Origin of the sequence: Serinicoccus shuyuelongi (genome assembly GCF_045032955.1) — a bacterium.
Classification (GTDB): Bacteria; Actinomycetota; Actinomycetes; order Actinomycetales; family Dermatophilaceae; genus Ornithinicoccus.
In genome coordinates this window covers 20,273-39,071 of the sequence record NZ_JBJFZU010000012.1, presented here as the reverse complement: position 1 = coordinate 39,071, position 18,799 = coordinate 20,273, and the positions used below count along the sequence as shown (strand labels likewise).

The 18,799-nt window shown below is 73.9% G+C and carries 15 protein-coding genes; 2 read left to right on the top strand and 13 right to left on the bottom strand.

Going from position 1 to position 18,799, the window contains the following annotated elements; genetic code table 11:
* The first annotated feature begins 45 nt into the window (after positions 1 to 45).
* Both scpA and meaB read left to right on the top strand, forming a co-directional pair.
* Positions 46 to 2,271 (top strand): methylmalonyl-CoA mutase, encoded by a 2,226-nt coding sequence (scpA, locus tag ACI3EY_RS14075; protein ID WP_405040824.1) that lies wholly within the window; start codon positions 46 to 48, stop codon positions 2,269 to 2,271.
* Positions 2,264 to 3,289 carry a methylmalonyl Co-A mutase-associated GTPase MeaB gene (meaB, locus tag ACI3EY_RS14070; RefSeq protein WP_405040823.1) on the top strand — a complete coding sequence of 342 codons (1,026 nt, stop codon included), beginning with the start codon at positions 2,264 to 2,266 and terminating at the stop codon, positions 3,287 to 3,289. Before scpA ends, meaB begins: the two co-directional genes overlap by 8 nt.
* A gap of 7 nt (positions 3,290 to 3,296) precedes the next feature.
* Here meaB and ACI3EY_RS14065 read toward each other — a convergent pair whose 3' ends face one another.
* From ACI3EY_RS14065 to ACI3EY_RS14005, 13 genes are all read right to left on the bottom strand, one after another.
* A complete protein-coding gene (locus tag ACI3EY_RS14065; protein ID WP_405040822.1) occupies positions 3,297 to 4,115 on the bottom strand; it encodes a bifunctional hydroxymethylpyrimidine kinase/phosphomethylpyrimidine kinase in 819 nt (272 codons plus the stop codon).
* Positions 4,116 to 4,143: 28 nt separating this feature from the next.
* On the bottom strand, positions 4,144 to 4,668 hold the full coding sequence (locus ACI3EY_RS14060) for a GNAT family N-acetyltransferase (protein ID WP_405040821.1): 525 nt from the start codon (positions 4,666 to 4,668) through the stop codon (positions 4,144 to 4,146).
* Positions 4,665 to 5,210 carry a hypothetical protein gene (locus ACI3EY_RS14055; protein WP_405040820.1) on the bottom strand — a complete coding sequence of 182 codons (546 nt, stop codon included), beginning with the start codon at positions 5,208 to 5,210 and terminating at the stop codon, positions 4,665 to 4,667. Before ACI3EY_RS14055 ends, ACI3EY_RS14060 begins: the two co-directional genes overlap by 4 nt.
* 99 nt (positions 5,211 to 5,309) lie before the next feature.
* Complete coding sequence (locus tag ACI3EY_RS14050) at positions 5,310 to 6,086, bottom strand: CPBP family intramembrane glutamic endopeptidase (RefSeq protein WP_405040819.1); 777 nt, start codon at positions 6,084 to 6,086, stop codon at positions 5,310 to 5,312.
* Positions 6,087 to 6,406: 320 nt separating this feature from the next.
* On the bottom strand, positions 6,407 to 7,057 hold the full coding sequence (locus ACI3EY_RS14045) for a hypothetical protein (RefSeq protein ID WP_405040818.1): 651 nt from the start codon (positions 7,055 to 7,057) through the stop codon (positions 6,407 to 6,409).
* On the bottom strand, positions 7,054 to 9,336 hold the full coding sequence (locus ACI3EY_RS14040) for a phosphotransferase (RefSeq protein WP_405040817.1): 2,283 nt from the start codon (positions 9,334 to 9,336) through the stop codon (positions 7,054 to 7,056). The genes ACI3EY_RS14045 and ACI3EY_RS14040 overlap by 4 nt, the downstream gene beginning before the upstream one ends.
* The gene (locus ACI3EY_RS14035) at positions 9,329 to 11,179 is read right to left on the bottom strand and encodes an ABC transporter ATP-binding protein (RefSeq protein WP_405040816.1); all 1,851 of its coding nucleotides are present in this window, start codon (positions 11,177 to 11,179) and stop codon (positions 9,329 to 9,331) included. The genes ACI3EY_RS14040 and ACI3EY_RS14035 overlap by 8 nt, the downstream gene beginning before the upstream one ends.
* Positions 11,176 to 12,357 carry a glycosyltransferase family 4 protein gene (locus tag ACI3EY_RS14030; RefSeq protein WP_405040815.1) on the bottom strand — a complete coding sequence of 394 codons (1,182 nt, stop codon included), beginning with the start codon at positions 12,355 to 12,357 and terminating at the stop codon, positions 11,176 to 11,178. The genes ACI3EY_RS14035 and ACI3EY_RS14030 overlap by 4 nt, the downstream gene beginning before the upstream one ends.
* Positions 12,354 to 13,601 (bottom strand): glycosyltransferase, encoded by a 1,248-nt coding sequence (locus tag ACI3EY_RS14025; RefSeq protein ID WP_405040814.1) that lies wholly within the window; start codon positions 13,599 to 13,601, stop codon positions 12,354 to 12,356. Before ACI3EY_RS14025 ends, ACI3EY_RS14030 begins: the two co-directional genes overlap by 4 nt.
* Complete coding sequence (locus tag ACI3EY_RS14020; protein ID WP_405040813.1) at positions 13,591 to 14,886, bottom strand: glycosyltransferase family protein; 1,296 nt, start codon at positions 14,884 to 14,886, stop codon at positions 13,591 to 13,593. The genes ACI3EY_RS14025 and ACI3EY_RS14020 overlap by 11 nt, the downstream gene beginning before the upstream one ends.
* A 614-nt stretch (positions 14,887 to 15,500) precedes the next feature.
* On the bottom strand, positions 15,501 to 16,175 hold the full coding sequence (locus ACI3EY_RS14015) for a response regulator transcription factor (RefSeq protein WP_405040812.1): 675 nt from the start codon (positions 16,173 to 16,175) through the stop codon (positions 15,501 to 15,503).
* A 10-nt stretch (positions 16,176 to 16,185) separates the two neighbouring features.
* Positions 16,186 to 17,742 carry a sensor histidine kinase gene (locus ACI3EY_RS14010; RefSeq protein WP_405040811.1) on the bottom strand — a complete coding sequence of 519 codons (1,557 nt, stop codon included), beginning with the start codon at positions 17,740 to 17,742 and terminating at the stop codon, positions 16,186 to 16,188.
* Entirely contained in the window at positions 17,739 to 18,791 is a 1,053-nt protein-coding gene (locus ACI3EY_RS14005; RefSeq protein WP_405040810.1) for a DUF2891 family protein, read from the bottom strand. The genes ACI3EY_RS14010 and ACI3EY_RS14005 overlap by 4 nt, the downstream gene beginning before the upstream one ends.
* Positions 18,792 to 18,799 lie beyond the last annotated feature (8 nt).

The window sequence follows — 18,799 nt, the reverse complement described above, 5'->3', positions numbered from 1 at the left end:
CCGAGCGTCGCGAGTGGTTCCCCTGAGACCGACCGAGCGTCGCGGATGGTTGCCCCCGACCCCGACCGGGCGTCGCCCGAGGCGGGGCAGGAGCAGCCCGGCGAGGGATGGCATACCCCTGAGCACATCCGGGTCCCCCCGGTCTACGGCGAGGAGCAGCGCGCGCCGCTCGACTTCCTGGACACCTACCCGGGGCTGCCGCCGTTCCTGCGCGGGCCGTACCCGACGATGTACGTCAACCAGCCCTGGACGATCCGGCAGTATGCCGGTTTCTCGACCGCGACCGAGTCCAACGCGTTCTACCGCCGCAACCTCGCGGCCGGCCAGAAGGGGCTGTCCGTCGCCTTCGACCTGGCGACCCACCGCGGCTACGACTCCGACCACCCGCGGGTCGAGGGGGACGTCGGGATGGCCGGCGTCGCGATCGACTCGATCCTGGACATGCGCCAGCTCTTCGACCGCATCCCGCTGGACCAGATGTCGGTGTCGATGACCATGAACGGCGCGGTGCTGCCGATCCTGGCGCTCTACGTGGTGGCCGCCGAGGAGCAGGGGGTGGCTCCGGAGCAGCTGTCCGGGACCATCCAGAACGACATCCTCAAGGAGTTCATGGTCCGCAACACCTACATCTACCCGCCGGGCCCCTCCATGCGGATCATCTCCGACATCTTCTCCTGGACCAGCGCCCGGATGCCCCGCTTCAACTCCATCTCGATCTCCGGGTACCACATCCAGGAGGCCGGGGCCACGGCCGACCTGGAGCTGGCGTACACGCTGGCCGACGGGGTCGAGTACCTGCGCGCCGGGCAGGCGGCGGGCCTGCCGGTGGACTCGTTCGCGCCCCGGCTGTCGTTCTTCTGGGGCATCGGGATGAACTTCTACATGGAGGTCGCGAAGCTGCGCGCGGCCCGGCTGCTGTGGGCCCGGCTGGTGCAGCGCCTCGACCCGCAGGACCCGAAGTCGCTGTCGCTGCGCACGCACAGCCAGACCTCCGGCTGGTCGCTGACCGCGCAGGACGTCTACAACAACGTGACCCGCACCTGCATCGAGGCGATGGCCGCGACCCAGGGGCATACCCAGTCGCTGCACACCAACGCCCTGGACGAGGCGATCGCGCTGCCCACCGACTTCAGCGCACGGATCGCGCGCAACACCCAGCTCTTCCTGCAGCAGGAGTCCGGCACCACCCGGGTCATCGACCCGTGGGGTGGAAGCGCGTATGTCGAGCGCCTCACCCATGACCTGGCGCGGGCCGCCTGGGCGCACATCGAGGAGGTCGAGGAGGCCGGCGGGATGGCGGCCGCCATCGAGGAGGGCATCCCCAAGATGCGCATCGAGGAGGCCGCCGCCCGCACCCAGGCCCGGATCGACGGCGGGGTCCAGCCCCTGGTCGGGGTGAACCGCTACCCGTTGGACCACCCGGAGCCGCTCGAGGTGCTGAAGATCGACAACGCGCAGGTCCGCCGCGACCAGCTCGCCAAGTTGGAGCGGCTGCGGGCCGAGCGCGACGAGGAGGCCTGCCGGCGCGCGCTGGAGGCGCTGACCGCGGCGGCCGGGAACGAGGAGCGCTCCGACGAGGACGACCTCTGGGGCAACCTGCTGGCGCTGGCCATCGACGCCGCGCGGGCGCACGCCACCGTCGGCGAGATCTCGGACGCGCTGGAGCAGGTCTTCGGCCGGTTCACCGCGCAGGTCCGCACGATCAGCGGGGTCTACTCGAAGGAAGCCATGGGATCGACGTCGCTGGAGCACACGCAGGCGCTGGTGGAGGAGTTCGAGCAGGCGGAGGGCCGCCGGCCCCGCATCCTGGTCGCCAAGATGGGCCAGGACGGGCACGACCGCGGGCAGAAGGTGATCGCCACCGCCTTCGCCGACCTGGGCTTCGACGTGGACGTGGGCCCGCTCTTCCAGACCCCGGCCGAGGCGGCCCGCCAGGCGGTGGAGGGTGATGTGCACGTCGTGGGGGTGTCGTCGCTGGCCGCCGGCCACCTCTACCTGGTGCCCGCCGTGCGGCGCGAGCTGGATGCGCTGGGCCGGGAGGACATGATGATCGTCGTCGGCGGGGTCATCCCCGAGGGGGACATGGAGGAGCTGCGCTCGGTCGGCGCGGACGCGATCTACCCGCCGGGCACGGTGATCCCCACCGCGGCGGCGGACCTGGTCCGTGAGCTGGGGCGGCGGCTCGGACACGACGGCAGCAACAGCCACGACGGCAGCGACGCCGCCGCGGACGGCGCTGCCGGGAACGGCGGGGAGCCGCCGGGTGCCTAGGCCGGTCGACGTCGACGACCTCGCGGCCGGGGTGCGGGCGGGGTCGCGTGCCCACCTGGCCCGGGCCATCACCCTGGTGGAGTCCAGCCGGGCCGACCACCGGGTCGCCGCGCGGGCGCTGCTGCAGGAGCTGGGCACATACCCGGGACCCACCGCGGTCCGGCTCGGGATCTCCGGCGTGCCGGGCGCGGGGAAGTCGACCTTCATCAACGCGCTCGGGCTGCGGCTCCTCGAGCGCGGTCACCGGGTCGCGGTGCTGGCCGTCGACCCCTCCTCGTCCCGCTCCGGCGGGTCGATCCTGGGCGACCGGACCCGGATGGGCGAGCTCGCGACCGCGGACGGGGCGTTCGTGCGGCCGAGCCCGACCGGGCTGCACCTGGGCGGTGTCGCACGGGCCACACGGGAGTCGATGGTGGTCGTCGAGGCCGCCGGTTTCGACGTGGTGGTCGTGGAGACGGTCGGCGTCGGGCAGTCCGAGGTGGCGGTGGCCGAGATGGTCGACACGTTCCTGCTGCTCACCCTGGCGCGGGCCGGGGACCAGCTGCAGGGGATCAAGCGCGGGATCCTGGAGATCGCGGACGTCATCGCCGTCAACAAAGCCGACGGCCGGCACGCGGTCGAGGCGAAGGGCACCGCCCGGGAGCTGGCCATCGCGATGCGGCTGCTGCGCGGCGACCACGAGGGACGCCGGGTCCCGGTGCTGACCTGCAGCGCCCTCGAGGGCAGCGGGCTGGACGAGGTCTGGGAACAGGTGCTGGCCCACCGCGAGCACCTGGCCCGTGACGGGGGGCTCGAGCAGCGGCGTGCCGACCAGCAGCTGCAGTGGCTGTGGTCACTGCTGCAGACCGAGCTGTGGTCCAGCTTCCGCGCCTCCCCCGGGGTGCGGGAGGAGGCACGGTCCGTGGAGACGGAGCTGCGCGAGCACCGGCTCAGCGCGGTCGAGGGGGCGCAACGGATGCTGGGCGCGTTCGCCCGGGACGTGCCCGACCTGCCGTGGGCGCGGCGCCCCGAGGCCTGAGACCGGCTCAGGCGCCCTGCCACACCACCTGGAACGGGGCGCTGCTGGACATCCGCGCCTCGATCCCGCGGGTGACGAACTCCTTGGCCGAGCGGGCCGCGTCGAACGGGGTGGCCCCCAGCGCCAGCTTCGCGGCGACGGCGGCGGCCAGCGTGCACCCGGCGCCGGCGACCTGCACGCCGTCGCCGATCTTGGGCGCGCGCAGCACCTCGGTGCGCTCGGCGTCGACGTAGACGTCGACCGCGTCGTCACCGGGCAGGTGCACCCCGCCCTTGGCCAGGACGGCGGCGCCGCTGGACTCGTGGATACGGCGGGCGGCCGCGGTCAGCTGCTCGACGTCGTCGATCCGGTCCACCCCGGCCAGCGACATCGTCTCGAAGTGGTTCGGGGTGACGAAGGTGGCCTGCGGCAGCACCTGCGCCGTGAGCGCTTCGTCCGTGTCCAGCGCCGCACCGGGCTCCTGGCCCTTGCAGATCAGCACCGGGTCGAGCACCACGTGGCCGAAGGTGCGCTCGCGCAGCACCCCGGCGACGGTCTCGATGGTGACCGGCGTCCCGAGCATGCCGATCTTGACCACGTCGAGCTGGTCCGGACCGTAGGCGGTGGTGATCGCCTCGAGCTGGTCGCGGATCACCTGCGGCTCGACCCGGACGAACCGGTGACCCCAGTCCGCGTTCGGGTCGAAGGAGACGATGCAGGTGAGCGCCATGCAGCCGAAGACGCCGTGCTGCTGGAAGGTCCGCAGGTCGACCTGGGCGCCGGCGCCGCCGGTGGCTTCGGAGCCGGCGATCGTCAGGGCGAGGGGCAGGGTCTGGGAGGTGGCCATGGCCTCATCCTCCCAAATCTGCGCGACCTCAGCCGCCACCGGTGCTCTCGGGGACGGGGGTGACCGACTCCCCGGCGTAGCTGGCGACCTGCCCGGGACGGACCTGGGTGCCGCGACGCAGTGACGGCTCGCCGTCCAGGGTCACCTCACCGTTCTCGATGACCATCCGCGCCATCGCCCCGTCCGGCACCAGCCCGGCCAGCTTGAGCAGCTGGCCGAGCCGGATGCTGGCGTCCCGGATCGGGACCTCCTGCACGGAGCCGGTGTCGGCATACCCCTCCACCAGGTCCTGGTGCTCAGGGTGCTTCTCCAGGTATGCCGGCACGAACGGGCAGGTGGGGCGCACCCGCAGGCCCTCGGCGCGCGCGTGCTGCAACGCCTCCTCGACCAGCCGGCCACCGAGCCCCTGGCCGCTGGCGGCCGGCTCGACCACGGTGTGCTGCAGGTCCAGCACGCCGTCGACGAGCTGGTAGCTGAGGTAGCCCACCGCGGAGGCCTGCTCGTCCCGGGCCTCCCAGCGCTGGCTCTCGGGCAGGTGCACGATCGATGTCATGACTCCAGGGTAGGCGCGTCCTCGCTCTCCTCGGCATCATCGCCGTCGCCCATCCGGTCCGGACGGCCCCCGGGGCCACCGGCCGGGCCATCGGCGGGCGGGCCGGTGAAGGACTCGTCGAGCATCTCGGTGACCCGCTCCTCCTGGTCGGCGAGGATGGCGTCGACCAGCGTCTGCCGGTCCACACCCGCCTCGTCGGCGATGTCGCCGAGGGTGCTCCCGTCGTGCAGCTGCTCGACGAGCTCGTCGGTGCTCAGCCCGAGGGTCTCGGCGGCGGTGTCCAGGTGGCCGACCGGGCCGGGGCCGTGGCCGGGCCCATGTCCGGGGCCGGGACCTTCGGGGAGGTCACCCTCGGGCAGCGCCTCGGCCTCGGTGTCTTCGCTGTCGGTGTCCTCGGTGTCGGTCGCAGCGTCCTCGGTGGTCGTGGTGGTGCTCTGGTCGGTGCCGGTCTCCTCGGCGATGCTCGGGGCGGCCACCCCGAACCCGATGATCGTCGCGGCGAGCGCGGAGGCGCTGAGCATGCCTACGGTGGAGGTCTTCACGAGCTGGTCCTTCCGTCGGGCCGCGGCGGGTGCTGCGGCATGACCCCAGCCTCCGGCGCCCCGGTATGGCCTCCCCCAGGACCGCCTGTGGACCACCTGTCAGAGCCAGTCCACCCGGCCCGCGAGTGCGGCATACCCGACGAACGCGACGACGTCCAGCAGCGTGTGCGCGACGACCAGCGGCATCACCCGACGGGTCCGGGTGTAGAACCAGCCCAGGATGATGCCCATCGCGACGTTGCCGATGAACCCGCCGAACCCCTGGTAGAGGTGGTACCCGCCGCGGATCAGCGCGGAGGTCAGGATGATCGTCCAGGTGGACCACCCGGCCTGCGCCCAGCGGGTGAAGAGGTAGCCGACCATCAGCACCTCCTCCAGCAGCGAGTTCTGGACGGCGGCGAGGATCAGCACCGGGATCGCCCACCACACCTCGGGCAGGTTCGCCGGGGCGACCGTGGTGTTCAGGCCCAGCTCGCGGGCGGTGAGGTAGAGCGCCAGCCCGGGTATGCCGATGACCGCCGCGAGCAGGGTGCCGCGGGCCAGGTCGCGCACGGGTCGGCGCAGGTCGAGGCCGATGAGCAGCCAGGGCCGGGGCCGGTCCCGGGCCAGCAGGTGCAGGGCGAGCAGGACCGGCACCAGCGCCAGCGCCACCCCGACCAGCTGGTAGGTGAGGTCCAGCCAGGGTCGTCCCGGCGCCGAGCTGGTGTTCATGCTGGTGGTCTGCGCCGACAGGGACTGCTCGGCGGTCAGCTTGCGGACCAGGCTGAGCAACGCCCAGATCGCGGAGGCGCCCAGGCTCACGCCCAGGACCAGCCACGTCTCGACGAGGAGGACGCGACGCGGTGGGGTGGTCCCGGTGGCGGGCTGGGCTTCCATGCCGCTCACGCTAGCGAGCCACCCGGCCGGCCCACGCGCAGGTGTGCCTCGGCCCCGAAGCCCCGCGCTTCTTCGGTCACCCCACGGGTGGTGGACCGCCCCCACGCTGTAGTCGTGGGGGGACCGCGCAGGCGTGGGGCCGGCGAAGATCCGTGGGGTCAGCCGGGACACGTGGGGCATGGACAGGTATGCCGCTCCCTCACGTCGCGCCGAACGGGCACCACGCGCAGCCCGCGGCACCATCCGGCGAGGACATCTCCTCCGGTGCCCGTCCACCGTCTCGAACCGTCGGCGTCGGACTTCTCAGACCCGCTCAGGACTCAGTCGTCATCCCATTCGTCATCGTCATCGTCGTCATCGTCGTCATCGTCATCGTCATCGTCGTCGCACTCTTCCCACTCGTCGTCGTCCCAGCACATCCCGGGCGGGTTGACCGGAGCAGGCGCGGGGGCAGGAGCAGGCGCCGGGGCGGGAGCCGGCGCAGGGGCGGGTGCAGGAGCCGGAGCAGGCGCGGCCTCGCGCTCCCGCTCGGCCTCACGTGCCGCCTCCTCCGCCGCTCGAGCGGCCTCCTCGGCCTGGCGTGCCTCGGCCGCGGCCTTCTCGGCAGCCTCCCGTTCCTTCTCCACCTCTGCACGCTCGGCGGCGACCCGGTCCTGCTCGGCCTGGCTGAGCGCGGCGTCGAAGACCGCGGTCAGGCCACCGGCCCCGTCCTGCACCGCACCGACCAGCAGCCCGGCGGCGGCGGGGTCGAGGATCGTCACCGAGCGGGCGGCCACCCCGTCCAGCGCGGCGGTCGCGGTGAGGTCGGTGGCGCCCTCCAGGGACGCGGCCTGCGAGTCGGCTCCCGGTTCCAGCTGGCCGGCGACGACCACCCCGGCGGACTCCTGCGTCTCGGCCGCGGCGTCGAACCACAGCCAGATCCCGGACAGGCCGATCAGGACCAGCGTCAGGGCGGAGGCGAGCAGCTTCATGGTCTCGATCCTGCCTCACCCTGAGGAGAGCGCTGTGAGACGCGGATGAGAAGGCTCTCATCCGTCCCCGCGGCCTCCAGCCACGCCCACTCGTCCTGCGCCCAGGAGAGCACGGTGTCCCGCCACCGCGGGCGGAAGGCATACACCGCGACCAGCCTGGCCACGGTCGCGCGGTATGCCTGTGCCCACCGCTGGGGGTCGACCTCCGCCGCGACCGCCACCCGGACGGTGGCCTCGGCCACCACCTGCGCGGAGGTGGGCGACCAGGCGCCCTGGGCCTCCCGCAAGCCGGCGTGCACCGCGAGGTTGGCCAGGTCCAGGGCGGGCTCGGCGCGGCACAGGGTGTCCAGGTCGAGGACCGCCAGGTGCTGTCCGTCCCAGAGCAGCTGGCCGTCGTGGAGGTCTCGGTGCGTGGGGACCAGCCGGGTCGGCGGCAGGGCCTGGAGCTCGGCCGCGGTGCGGGTGAGGCGCTCGGCCCACGGTGTCCCGGCCAGCACCCCGACGCCCAGGGCACGGTCCCGCCAGGTGTGCAGCACCTCGGCCTCGTCCACCGCGGTGTGCGCGGGCAGGCCCGGCGCCTCGAGCCGCTGCAGCTGTGACCAGGCCTGCGCCCAACCGTCCCAGAGCGTCGGCCACGCCCCATCCGCGGACAGGCGCTGCACGGGGGTGCCCGGCAGCGCCGCGAAGCGCACCGTGTCCTCGCCCTCGTCCAGCACCGCCGCGGCGAGCAGGCCGGCCTGCTCCACCAGCCCGGCCCCGGTCCGGGAGGCCTGCGCCACGGCGGGACCACGCCCGGCACGGACCACCTTGACGTAGCCGTCGGGGCGGCGCACGACCGCCCGTCGCCCGGCTCGGTGCACGAGCAGGCTGCCGCCGCGGGCGACCGCGGCGAGCGAGGGCAGCCGTGGGTCCTCAGCGTGCGGCAGCAGGTGCAGGGTGCCGTCGGTGCGCAGGGTGCCGGCGCGCAGCAGCCCGGCGTCGTCGTGCCCCTCGACGGCGACGGAGGCACCGGTGCTCCCGGCACCGCCCCCGCTGCCCGACCCACCGCCCGGCGCGGCCCCCCCGCGTTGTGCGGACCCGCCGGGCCACGCCCGTTCGACGCGTACCCGGGTGCCGTGGTCCTCGACCGCTGCCGGCACCTGCCACCCCGGTGTCCGGTCCGCGAGCTCGAGGGCGAGCCGGGCCAGCCGTGTGGTCCGCGCCTGCCAGCCGGGTCGCTGCCCGCGCCACGGCTCGCTGATCCGGCTCAGCAGGGCGGCGGCCACCCACGGCCCCGGGACTGCTGCCCCGCCGTAGCCCTCGACCAGCGCCGTCAGGTCGGCAGGGTCCTCCTCCTCGGCGTCGACGAGGGTCGCTGCCTGCGCGCTGGCCAGGTCGAGCTCCGGGGGGCCGACGCAGGCCCGGTCCAGGTCGGTCAGCCACAGCCGCCGCTCTCCCGCCAGGCACTGGTCGAGCGAGAAGTCGCCGTGCAGCACCACCGGCGCCGACCCTGCCAGGTCGGCCGGCAGGCTCTCCCACGCCAGCCGCACCGGGTATGCCTGGTCGGGCGCGACCCGCTCCAGCAGGTCCATCGCCCGGCCGGCGGCCTGGCGCACCTCGGACCACCCCCGCCGTGGCAGCTCCGGTAGGCGCGTGGGGTCGAGACCGTGCAGCCGGGCCAGCAGCCCACCGGCCTCGGCGAGCTGCTCATCGGTGTGCGCCTGGGCCAGGTCGTGCCCCTCGACCCATGGCCACACCGAGAGCCGGGAGGTGCTGGTCAGCCCCACCCGCTCGGCCGGGACCTGGGTGAGCACCGGCATACCCTGCTCCGCCAGGGCGGCGCCGAGGGCCCTCAGCGACCGGCGGTGCCTGTCCACCGTCACCCGCACCACGTGCCCACCGATGCGGGCGACCACCCGACGCGACGGGTTGTAGCGGAGCAGGGTCACGTCCGGTCCGTTCAGGTCCAGCCCGGCGCGGGCCAGCGGGGTCATCAGGTCGAGGTCGGTGGCCACGCCGCCCCAGAGCAGGTCGGCGTCCCATTGGGGCAGCGGCAGGGTGGACAGCTGCCGGTCCAGCCCCAGCTCCTCGGCGCGGGCACGAGCCTTGGCGCCCTTCACCCGGGCCTCCCCGACCAGCACCTGCGCCCACCCCTGGACGGCACCGTCCGGGGTGAGCAGCACCGCCGTGTGACGGACCCCCGGCTTGGGCCGCAGGTGCGCCACCCGGACCGGGGTGCGCAGCAGGGCAGAGAGCCGCTGCGGGTCCAGCAGCAGCTCCAGCGTGGGGTCCTCAGCCATGGTTCTCCTCCAGGACGTCGTCGAGCCGGGCGAGCTCGGCGGGGCCGCTCCAGCGCACCCGGCCCTGCTCGATGATGCAGACCCGGTCGGCGCGGCGCGCGACCTCGACGTCGTGGGTGATCATCACCGTGGTCCGGCCGCGGCTGAGCGCGTCGAGCGCCTCCCCGACGAGGGTGACGTTCTCCGGGTCCAGGCCGGTCGTCGGCTCGTCCAGCACCAGCACCGGGGCGTCTCGCAGGAAGGCACGGGCCAGCGAGATCCGCTGCTTCTGCCCACCGGAGAGGCTGCTGCCGCGCTCGCTGACCACGGTCTGCAGGCCCTCGGGCAGGTCCTGGGTGAACTGGCTGACCCTGGCCAGGTCGGCGGCCCGCCGGATCTCCCGGTCGGTGGCCTCGGGCCGCCCCTGGCGGATGTTGTCCTCGATGGTGCCGGTGAACAGCACCGCGTCCTGCTGCACCAGAGCCACCCGGGAGCGCAGCTCCTTCAGGTCCAGGTCGCGCAGGTCGTGCCCGTCCAGGCGCACGCTGCCCTGGTCGGGGTCCAGCAACCGCAGCAGCAGCGAGGCGACCGTCGACTTGCCCGAGCCCGAGGGCCCGACCAGGGCGACCCGCTCGCCGGGGGCGATGCTCAGGTCGAGCCCGCGCAGCACCGGCACACCGGGCACGAAGGACAGCTGCACCCCGGTGAGGTCCAGCCGGCCACGCACCGGACCGAGCGGCACCGGGACGGCCGGGGAGACTATGTCCGGGGTGACGTCCAGCAGGTCCGCGACCCGCTCGCCGGAAGCGGTGGCCCGGGCCACCCGGCCGGTGTACTTGGCCAGGTCCCGCAGCGGCTTCATCGACGTCTTCAGGTAGGTCAGGAAGATCACCATGTCGCCGGGGGTCATCGCCCCCTGCAGCACCCGGGTCCCGCCGAGCAGCAGCACCGCGGCGGTGGCGACGCCGACCAGCACGTCGGTGCGCCGCTCCAGCCCGGCGGCCAGCCGCCGGGCGACGACGCCCTCCTTGAGGGACCGGTCGTTGGAGCCGCGGAAGGTCGCCGAACGGTCGTCCTCCATCCCGTATGCCTGCACGTGCGCCATCCCGGCGAGCGTCTCCTGGGCCACGTTGGCCAGGTCGCCCTCGCTGCGACGGGTCTTGCGGGAGGCGGTGGTGATCTTGCCGGTGCTGAGCCGGGAGAACATCAGGAAGATGAGGATCGCGGCGAGCACGATGAAGGCCAGCACCGGGTCCAGCCAGGTCATCACCCCGAGCATGGCGATCAGCGTGAAGACGTTGACGATGAGCGGCATACCGGCGGTGACCGCGACCTCCTGCAGCCGACCTACGTCGGCGACCAGGCGCTGCACGACATCGCCCGAGCGGGCGGTCCCGTGGTAGGTCCGGGACAGGCCCTGGACGTGGTCGAAGACCTGGGCCCGCAGCTTGGTCGCGATCCGGGAGCCGCCGAGCGCGAAGGCGACCGTGGCGCCGTAGTTGCAGACGGCACGCAACCCGATGATGGCGATCGTCGCCAGCCCGCAGGCCACCAGCAGCTGCACCGAGGCGGCCGGGCCGGGCTCGGCCAAATTCGCCCCCAGGCTGCGGGTGAGGGCGTCGATGACGAACTTGGTGGGCCACGGCTCGAGCACCCGGAAGACGACCTCCAGGACCAGCAGCCCCCCGCCCCCGGCGAGCAGCGCGCGCTGACCGTTCAGGTGGGGGCCCACCAGCTCGAGCGTGCGACGCAGCGCAGACCGCTCCGGCGGCGCCTCCTCGGTCTCGATCTCCTCGGTCTGCTCGGGGTCGGTCTGCTCGGGGTCGGCCCGCTTCGACTCGGTCTGCTTCGCGCGACGGCTCATCGGGCCACCGCCGCCAGGGGTGCCAGGGGCGCCAAGGTGGCCTCCAGCACGTGACCCCAGGAGTGCTGCTGCTCCATCAGGGCCCGCCCGGCCGCCCCCATCGCCCGGGCCCGGGCGGGGTCGGCGGCGAGGGAGTCGATGGCGGCGGCGAGCGCGGCCGGGTCCGAGGGCGGCACGAGCAGCCCGGTCTCGCCGTGGCGGACCACCTCGGGGATCTGCCCGATCCGGGAGGCCACCACCGGCAGCGCGGCGGCACCGTACTCGTAGACCTTGAGCGGGGAGAAGTAGTGGTCCTGATCGGGTGCCTGCGGGTACGGGGCGACGGCGACCAGGGCCCCCTCCAGCGCGGCCGGGACCTGCTCGGGCGGGAGCGCCCCGGTGAGCTCGACCGACAGACCGGTGCTGCGGGCATACTCCTCGATGCTCTGCCGCTGCGGGCCGTCGCCGATGATCCGCAGCCGCCACGGCACCTGCGCCAGGACCGCGGCCTCCAGCAGGTGCTCCACCCCGTGCCAGGGCTTGAGGGTGCCGACGAAGACGACGACCGGGGCACCGTCGAGGTCCGGCGTGACCGGGCGGATGCGGTCGGTGTTGACGCCGTTGGGCACGACGACGACCTCGGGGCCGGGGCCTCCCAGCGGGTCGACCCGCTCGCTGACCCAGTCGGCGACCGGGGTGCTGACGCAGGCGACGACATCGGCGGCGCCGACCTGGGCGGTGAGCGCGGCCTCGGCGGCGATCCCGTCGACGAGGACCCGGTGCGTCCGCTGCTCGTCGACCAGCGGCGCGTTGACCTCGAGCACCGTGCTGGGGGCGGCGCCCGGCAGCGCCGTCGCGGCCCGCTCGCGGACGTCGTGCAGGACGGTGGAGAAGAGCGAGTAGCGCTCGTGGACGACGTCCGGCGCGGACAGCGCGACGAGGCGCCCGATCTCGGCGGCGGCACGCTGCTGGGCGACCTCCCGCTCGGCGGGGTCAGCGCCCTTGCCGACGGGCACGTGGTGGACCACCAGGTCGGCGAGGTCGGCGGGGACGTCCTCACCGAGGCGGACGGCATACACCTCCACCTCGGCGCCGCGGGCCCGCCAGGCGCGGATCATCTCCTGGATGTGGACGCTGGCCCCCTTGGTGCCGAAGACCGGGATGCCGGGATCGGCGCAGACGTAGGCGACGCGGGTCATACCAGTGCTCCTGTGGTGGTGGCGGCCAGCAGCGCCGCCTGGGTGGTGGTGTCGAAGTCGCGCTCGACCGCGGACCGGGCGGCGCGGGCCACCTCGACCCGTGGCCAGCCGGGGTCGGCGACCTGCTGCAGCGCGTCGGCGACCCGGGAGACGAGCCCGGCGCGGTCGCGGGACAGCAGGATCCCGGTGGCGGGGGCGTCCGCGGTGGCGGGGTGGATCGCCTCGGGTATGCCGGTGACGTCGGTCGCGACGCAGGGCACCCCGCTGGCCATCGCCTCGAGCAGCACGGTCGGCAGACCGTCGGCGTTGCCGTCCGCGCCGACCACGCAGGGGGCGACCATGACGTCGGCCCAGTCCAGCTCGGCGACCAGCTCGGCCTGGCTGCGTGAGCCCACCAGGCTGACCGCGTCCTGCAGCCCGGCGGCGGCGACCTGCGCGGCGAGGTCGGCAGCGAGCTCTCCCTCGCCGACGATCCGGACCTCGGCCCGCAGGCTCTGGGCGCGCAGCCCGGCGACGGCGTCGACGAGGAAGGAGAAGCCCTTCTTCTCCACCAGCCGCCCGACGGCCAGCACGTGCAGCGCGGGGCCGGGCGTCGCCGGGTCGCGGTAGGTGAAGCGGGACAGCTCCAGGCCGTTGCGGACCAGCACCACCTTGTCGCCCAGGTCGGGGTCGATCTCGGTGAGCAGGAAGCGGGCGTTGTAGTCGCTGATGGTGACCACGGTCTCGGCCCGGCGCAGCACCTCGCGCAGCACGACCCGGTCCACGTCGTCGTGGAAGAGGTCCTTGGCGTGGGTGGTGACGCTGAACGGGATGTCGAGCAGCGCGGCCGCGATCGCGGTGCACCAGGACGCCATGTTCGCGAAGTGCACGTGCACCCGGTCGATGCCGTCCCGGCGCAGCCGCAGCGCGAGGTCGACGGCCTGGCCGACGTCGGAGGGGTCGAGCCGGACGAGCAGCGGCATCAGCGCGCCGAGACGCTCGCCGAACCCGGGCAGCTCGGCCTGGGCGCGCGCCAGGGTCTCCCACTCGGCGCTGAGCTTGTAGGGGCGGGGTACGTGCGTCACCGGGGCCCGCACCTGGGCCAGCTGCGGGTGGAAGCGGGAGTCGGTGGTGGGGCGCAGCGCGTAGATGGACAGCGTCTCCCCGGCGGCCTCCCGGGCCAGGATCTCGGTGACGATGAAGGTCTCGGAGAACCGGGGGTAGACCTTGACGACGTAGGCCGTGCGGGGCTGGTCAGACGGCAACGGAGAGCTCCTTCCGGGGCGGGGCGGCGAGGTCGCCGACGGGGGTGAGGGCGGTGGCACCGACGGTCGGGGCACCGACGCTGGCCAGGGGCGCACCGAAGGGGGCTGCGCCCAGGGCGTCGGGGGCGGGGCGGGTCAACCGGGCCGCGGAGCTGGCGACGGTGCGCAGCCCACCCAGGTCGAGGCCGGAGCGGTCCACACGCCGGCGGACGGCACCGGCCCACCAGCGGCTGATGGCCGTCGGGGTGAGGTCGGGCTCGCGGAGCACGTCGGCGGCCCCGACCGCGGCGAGCGCCCGGGCCCGGATCAGCTGCTCGGTGCGCGGGTACTCTCGTGGCACGAGCAGGGCCGGGACGTCGGTGGCCAGGGTCTCGGTGACCGTGTTGTAGCCGGCCATCGAGACCGAGGCCGCGGCCTGCCGGATGAGACCGGCGGCGTCCGAGACGCTGCGGGCGACGGTGGTCCCGGGGGCGGCGTCCCGCTCCACGCTGCGGTGGTCGGAGTCGGACATCTGCGGGCCGGTGACCAGCAGGTGCCGGTGCCCGGCGGGGACGGTGGCCCGGGCCGCCGCGCGGCACAGCCGCATCCCGTCGCTGCCGCCGCCCGCGGTGGTGATCAGGTAGGGCTGCTCCGGCTCGAGGTCCGAGGGGTCCTCGGCCCGACCGTGGGCCAGGAAGCCCTGGTAGCGGACCATGTCGTGCAGGCCACGGGGCAGCTCGCCGGAGGTGCGCAGGTCGTGGACGCTCGGGTCGCCGTAGACCCAGATCTCGTCGTAGATCTCCCGGATCAGCCCGGGCGGGGTGCGCTTCCACTCGGCCTCCAGGGCCTCCGGCTCGTCGAGCACGTCGCGCAGGCCGAGCACGAACCGGGTGTGCGGCAGCTCCCGGCGCATGGCGTGCAGCCCGGCCCGCAGCTCACCGCCGACCCCGAGCGCGTGCCGGTCGACGACGACCAGGTCGGGCCGCAGGGTGAGCCCGGTGGCACGGAAGATCTCGCCGCGCACGGAGATGACGGCGTCCATCCCGAGGGTGAGGTGGCGCGGGCCGTAATGCGGGCCGGTCTTGCCGACCGAGGGCAGCGTGACCACGTCGAAGCCGGCCGGCAGCGACCGGGAGGCCGCCCCGGCGACCCCGTTGACCAGCAGCCCGGTGACCGCGCGGCCGGTAAGGGCGGGCAGCCGGCGGGACAGGGTGTGCGCCAGCGCACGGTTCCGGCGGAAGTGACCGAGGCCCTGGGAGTCGTGCGAGTAGAAGAGCGCCCGCAGCGGTTCGGTGACCGTGTCCATGGCGTCCGCCTTTCGTCGAGACTCGCGATGACGGGTCGTCTCCGCGTGTGCTCGCTGAGTCAACACCCGCCGCATGAGGTGGCCATGACACCGTGATGAGAGGGCTCTCATCCCAGGTCAGCGGGGTGCTCGCACGGCTGGCCCGGGCGGTCCGGCGCGGGGGTTTCTTGGTCGTCTACCTCGAGGTATGCCTGTCTCCCCCGCGACTCCTCGATGGCCCCCCGCTCGACGGGATCGCCCCACGGTTGCACCGGCGGGGGCTTCCACAGAACGCGGGGCCATCAAGGAACTGCGGGTCGCTGCGGACCGAGGGGCGCCCGACGACCCGGCGAGCGGCATACCTCGAGCGAGCTGCCCCTCACCGCGGTGGCTACGGGTAGCCAGGGCAACAGAAACCCACCGCGGTGGCTTGGGGGCGAGAGCGGCTGAGGGCTGGCAGGCACGGCAGGGCATCGCCCCACGGATGTTCGGGCGCCCTACGGCTGCCGGAGAGCCCCACCGGTGCAGCGGCGGGGGCATCCACGAAGCGTGGGGCCGTCGAGCACATGCGGGGGCACCGGACCACAGAGGGCCACCAGGGCCGCACCAGGGCTGGCACGAGACTGCCGAACCCCTCAGTGCTCGAAGCGGTACCCGACCCCCCGGACGGTCGTGATGCGCTCGCTGCCGAGCTTGGCCCGCAGGTAGCGGATGTAGACGTCGACGACGTTGGAGGTGCCGGTGACCTCGAAGCCCCACACCCGGTCCAGCAGCTGGTCCCGGCTGAGCACCTGTCCGGCGTGCTCCATCAGCTCTCGGGCCAGTGAGAACTCCCTCGCGGACAGCTCCACCGCACGGCCGTCGACGCTGGCGGAACGAGCGCCGATGTCGAGCCTGACCCCGGCGGCCTCGAGCACGTCGTCCTGCCGCCCGTTGCCCTGCTGCTCCGCGTGCTGACGCAGCCGCACCCGGATCCGGGCCCGCAGCTCCTCGACCCGGAACGGCTTGGGCAGGTAGTCCTCGGCCCCGCTCTCCAGGCCGTGCACGGTGTCCTCGACGGAGTCCCGGGCGGTGCACATGATGACCGGGACCGGCTCGTCCATGGTCCGCAGCATCCGCAGCACGGTGAAGCCGTCCATCTTCGGCAGCCCGACGTCCAGCACCACCAGGTCCACGCTGCCCCCGGTCGCCAGCTCCAGCGCCGCCAGCCCGTCCCCGACGAGGGTGGTGCGGTGCCCGTCGGCGCGCAGCGCGCGGTCGATGACGCGGGCGATCCCTTCCTCGTCCTCCGCGATCAGGATGTGCGCCATGGCGGCGAGACTACCGGCCGGCGGGCTCGTCGCCGCCCGTCGACCCGTCCGGCAGCCAGATCGTGAACCGGGAGCCCAGACCCTCCACCGACCGCACCCCGACCGCCCCGCCGTGCGCCACCGCGATCGCCTGGACGATCGCCAGGCCCAGGCCGCTGCCGTCGACGTGGGCGGCGTTGTCGGCCCGCCCGAACCGGTCGAAGATCCGCGCCTGCGCCATCTCCGGTATGCCCGCGCCGTGGTCGGAGACCGACAGCGCCAGGTAGTGCCCCGCCTCCGCGGCCCCGGCGTCGCGCGCGCGGACACCCTCCTCGGAGGCCCGGTCCACCCAGCCCGTCGCCAGCTCGATGACGCTGCCCTCGGGGCTGAACTTCACCGCGTTGGCGACCAGCTGCACCACCGCCTGGATGAGCCGGTGCCGGTCCACCGGCAACGTCCCCTCGGCGTCGGCGGCCAGCTGCCACTGCCGTTGCCCCAGCGCGGTGACGCGCTCCATGCACTCCACCGCCAGCTCGGTCAGGTCGGTCGGCTGCGGGCGGACGAAGTCGTGCCGCTGGGAACGGGCCAGCATGAGCAGGTCGTCCACCAGCCGCTGCATCCGGTCGACCTCGTCGAGCAGCATCACCCGGGTGGCGACGACCTCCTCGGGGTCCTCGGCGCGCAGCAGCTCGGCGTTGCCGCGCAGGATCGTCAGCGGGGTGCGCAGCTCGTGCGCGGCGTCGTCGAGGAACTGGCGCTGGTCGTCCAGCAGCAGCTGCTGCCGGCGCAGGCCGTCGTCGATCCGGTCCAGCATCTCGTTGAAGGTCAGCGCCAGCTCGGCCACGTCGGTGTCGCCGGCGGCGGCCACGTCCACCCGGCGGGACAGGTCGTCGGTGCTGATCTCGGCGGTCGCCTCGCGCAGCTCGCGCAACGGGCGCAGCAGCCGGCCCAGCACCACGTGCGCCAGCACCCCGGCGACGACGAGCGAGGCCAGGGCGGTCGCGGCATACGTCCCGGTGCGCCGCCAGATCCGCCCCTCTTGCCGACCGATGTCGTTGACCACCACGAAGGTTCCGGTCCGGACCTCCTCGGGCAGCGCGACGTCGGCGACCATCACCCGCAGCTCGGTGTCCTGGGTGCGCAGCGACTCGATCCGGGCGCGGCCCTCCTCGACCTCCATCTCCTCGACCTTGGCCCGCACCTCCGGGTCATCGATGTCGAACGGCCGATCACCACCGCTCCTGAGCACCGCCTGCCCGTCCACCAGCGCCATGAACGCCTCGTCGTCCCCCGCCACCGCCGTCTCCAGGAACGAGCGGAACAGCACCGAGACGTCGTCGTAGGGGACGCCGTCCCGGGCCTGGCCACTCTGGGCCAGTACCTGCAACTCCTCGACCTCTTGGCGCAGCTCGTTGTCGACCCTCTCGTCCAACGAGGCGAACTGCACCACGGTGGACAGCACCCCGGTCAGCGCCAGCCCCAAGGCCATCAGCCCGATCATCATCGCCAGCAGCCGCTGCCGGACGGTCCAGCCGAACCGACGCCGGTCCCTGCCCGCTGCTGCGTCGCGGCCCGTGTCCCTGCTCACGGTCGCTCCAGCGCCCCATCGGCGAGCAGCGCGAAGGACACCAGCCAGTGGGTGGCCATGAAGTCACCGTCGGTGATCTGTCCCAGCACGGCGTCCTCCTGCTCGTCGGCCGCGGTGCGCAGCCGGTCGGCGGCGGGGCCCTGCACCCAGGGTGCCAGAGCGCGCAACGCCCACGCGCGGGACAGCGCCAACCCGAGCAGGTGCGCACCCTGGCCGTCGGCCGGGTCGAGGACGCGGGGCGCGGCCAGCAGGTGCTGGTGCTGCCCGGCGCCCAGGCCCGGCAGCACCAGGGCGAGCCAGGCCCGGGCCTGTTCCGGCGGCAGCACCCGGGTCATCAGCACCGCCTCGGTCAGCGCCGGGGAGAGGAAGTCGGTCCCGCCCGGCTCCTGCGCCGTGGGGGCGATCCCGTCCGCGCCGAACCAGGCGCGGGCGGCGTCGACGGTCGCGGACACCACGTCCTCGCGCCCGAGCCGGCGGTAGGCGTCGTGCAGCAGCACCAGGGCGAAGGCGTCGTTCTGGTGCTTGCCGTGGCGCACCGGGTATGCCTGCCGCGGCAGCCGCTCGACGACCCGGTCGGCGATCAGCGCGGTCAGCGGCTCCAGGGCGTCCGCCCAGCCCCGAGCGGCCTCGTCGCGACGGCCCAGCTCGGCGGTGGCGGCACCCAGCTGGGCCGCCCAGGCCCAGCCGTAGGGACGTTCGTAGCCGGGCCGGGCCCGCAGGTAGTCGGTCTCCACAGCCAGAGCCGGCCCGGTGAGCCGCTCCGCGAGCAGCGCCCGGGACGCCGCGCGCTCCTGCTCGCCCAGCGCGTCGGCATACCGGTCCAGGAGGGTGACCAGGGACCACTGCATGTGCACGCAGGAGTGCCAGTCGAGCGACCCGTGGAAGGCGGGGTGCAGGACGTGCGGCACCACCGCGGTGTCGTCCGGGCCGAGGACCACGTGCCCGGGTGCCCAGGGGTATGCCGTCCCGATCACCTGACGCGCGACCCGGGACCACGCGGAGAACGGGCGCCGGTCGGAGGTGTCGGTGATGTCCGTGGAGGGGTGCACAGGACCAT

Excerpts from the sequence above, each read along its gene's own strand:
- scpA (WP_405040824.1), top strand. The coding sequence starts at position 46 with ATGGTTGCCCCCGACCCCGACCGGGCGTCGCCCGAGGCGGGGCAGGAG.
- ACI3EY_RS14065 (WP_405040822.1), bottom strand. The coding sequence starts at position 4,115 with ATGGCCACCTCCCAGACCCTGCCCCTCGCCCTGACGATCGCCGGCTCC.
- ACI3EY_RS14060 (WP_405040821.1), bottom strand. The coding sequence starts at position 4,668 with ATGACATCGATCGTGCACCTGCCCGAGAGCCAGCGCTGGGAGGCCCGG.
- ACI3EY_RS14050 (WP_405040819.1), bottom strand. The coding sequence starts at position 6,086 with ATGGAAGCCCAGCCCGCCACCGGGACCACCCCACCGCGTCGCGTCCTC.
- ACI3EY_RS14045 (WP_405040818.1), bottom strand. The coding sequence starts at position 7,057 with ATGAAGCTGCTCGCCTCCGCCCTGACGCTGGTCCTGATCGGCCTGTCC.
- ACI3EY_RS14040 (WP_405040817.1), bottom strand. The coding sequence starts at position 9,336 with ATGGCTGAGGACCCCACGCTGGAGCTGCTGCTGGACCCGCAGCGGCTC.
- ACI3EY_RS14035 (WP_405040816.1), bottom strand. The coding sequence starts at position 11,179 with ATGAGCCGTCGCGCGAAGCAGACCGAGTCGAAGCGGGCCGACCCCGAG.
- ACI3EY_RS14030 (WP_405040815.1), bottom strand. The coding sequence starts at position 12,357 with ATGACCCGCGTCGCCTACGTCTGCGCCGATCCCGGCATCCCGGTCTTC.
- ACI3EY_RS14020 (WP_405040813.1), bottom strand. The coding sequence starts at position 14,886 with ATGGACACGGTCACCGAACCGCTGCGGGCGCTCTTCTACTCGCACGAC.
- ACI3EY_RS14015 (WP_405040812.1), bottom strand. The coding sequence starts at position 16,175 with ATGGCGCACATCCTGATCGCGGAGGACGAGGAAGGGATCGCCCGCGTC.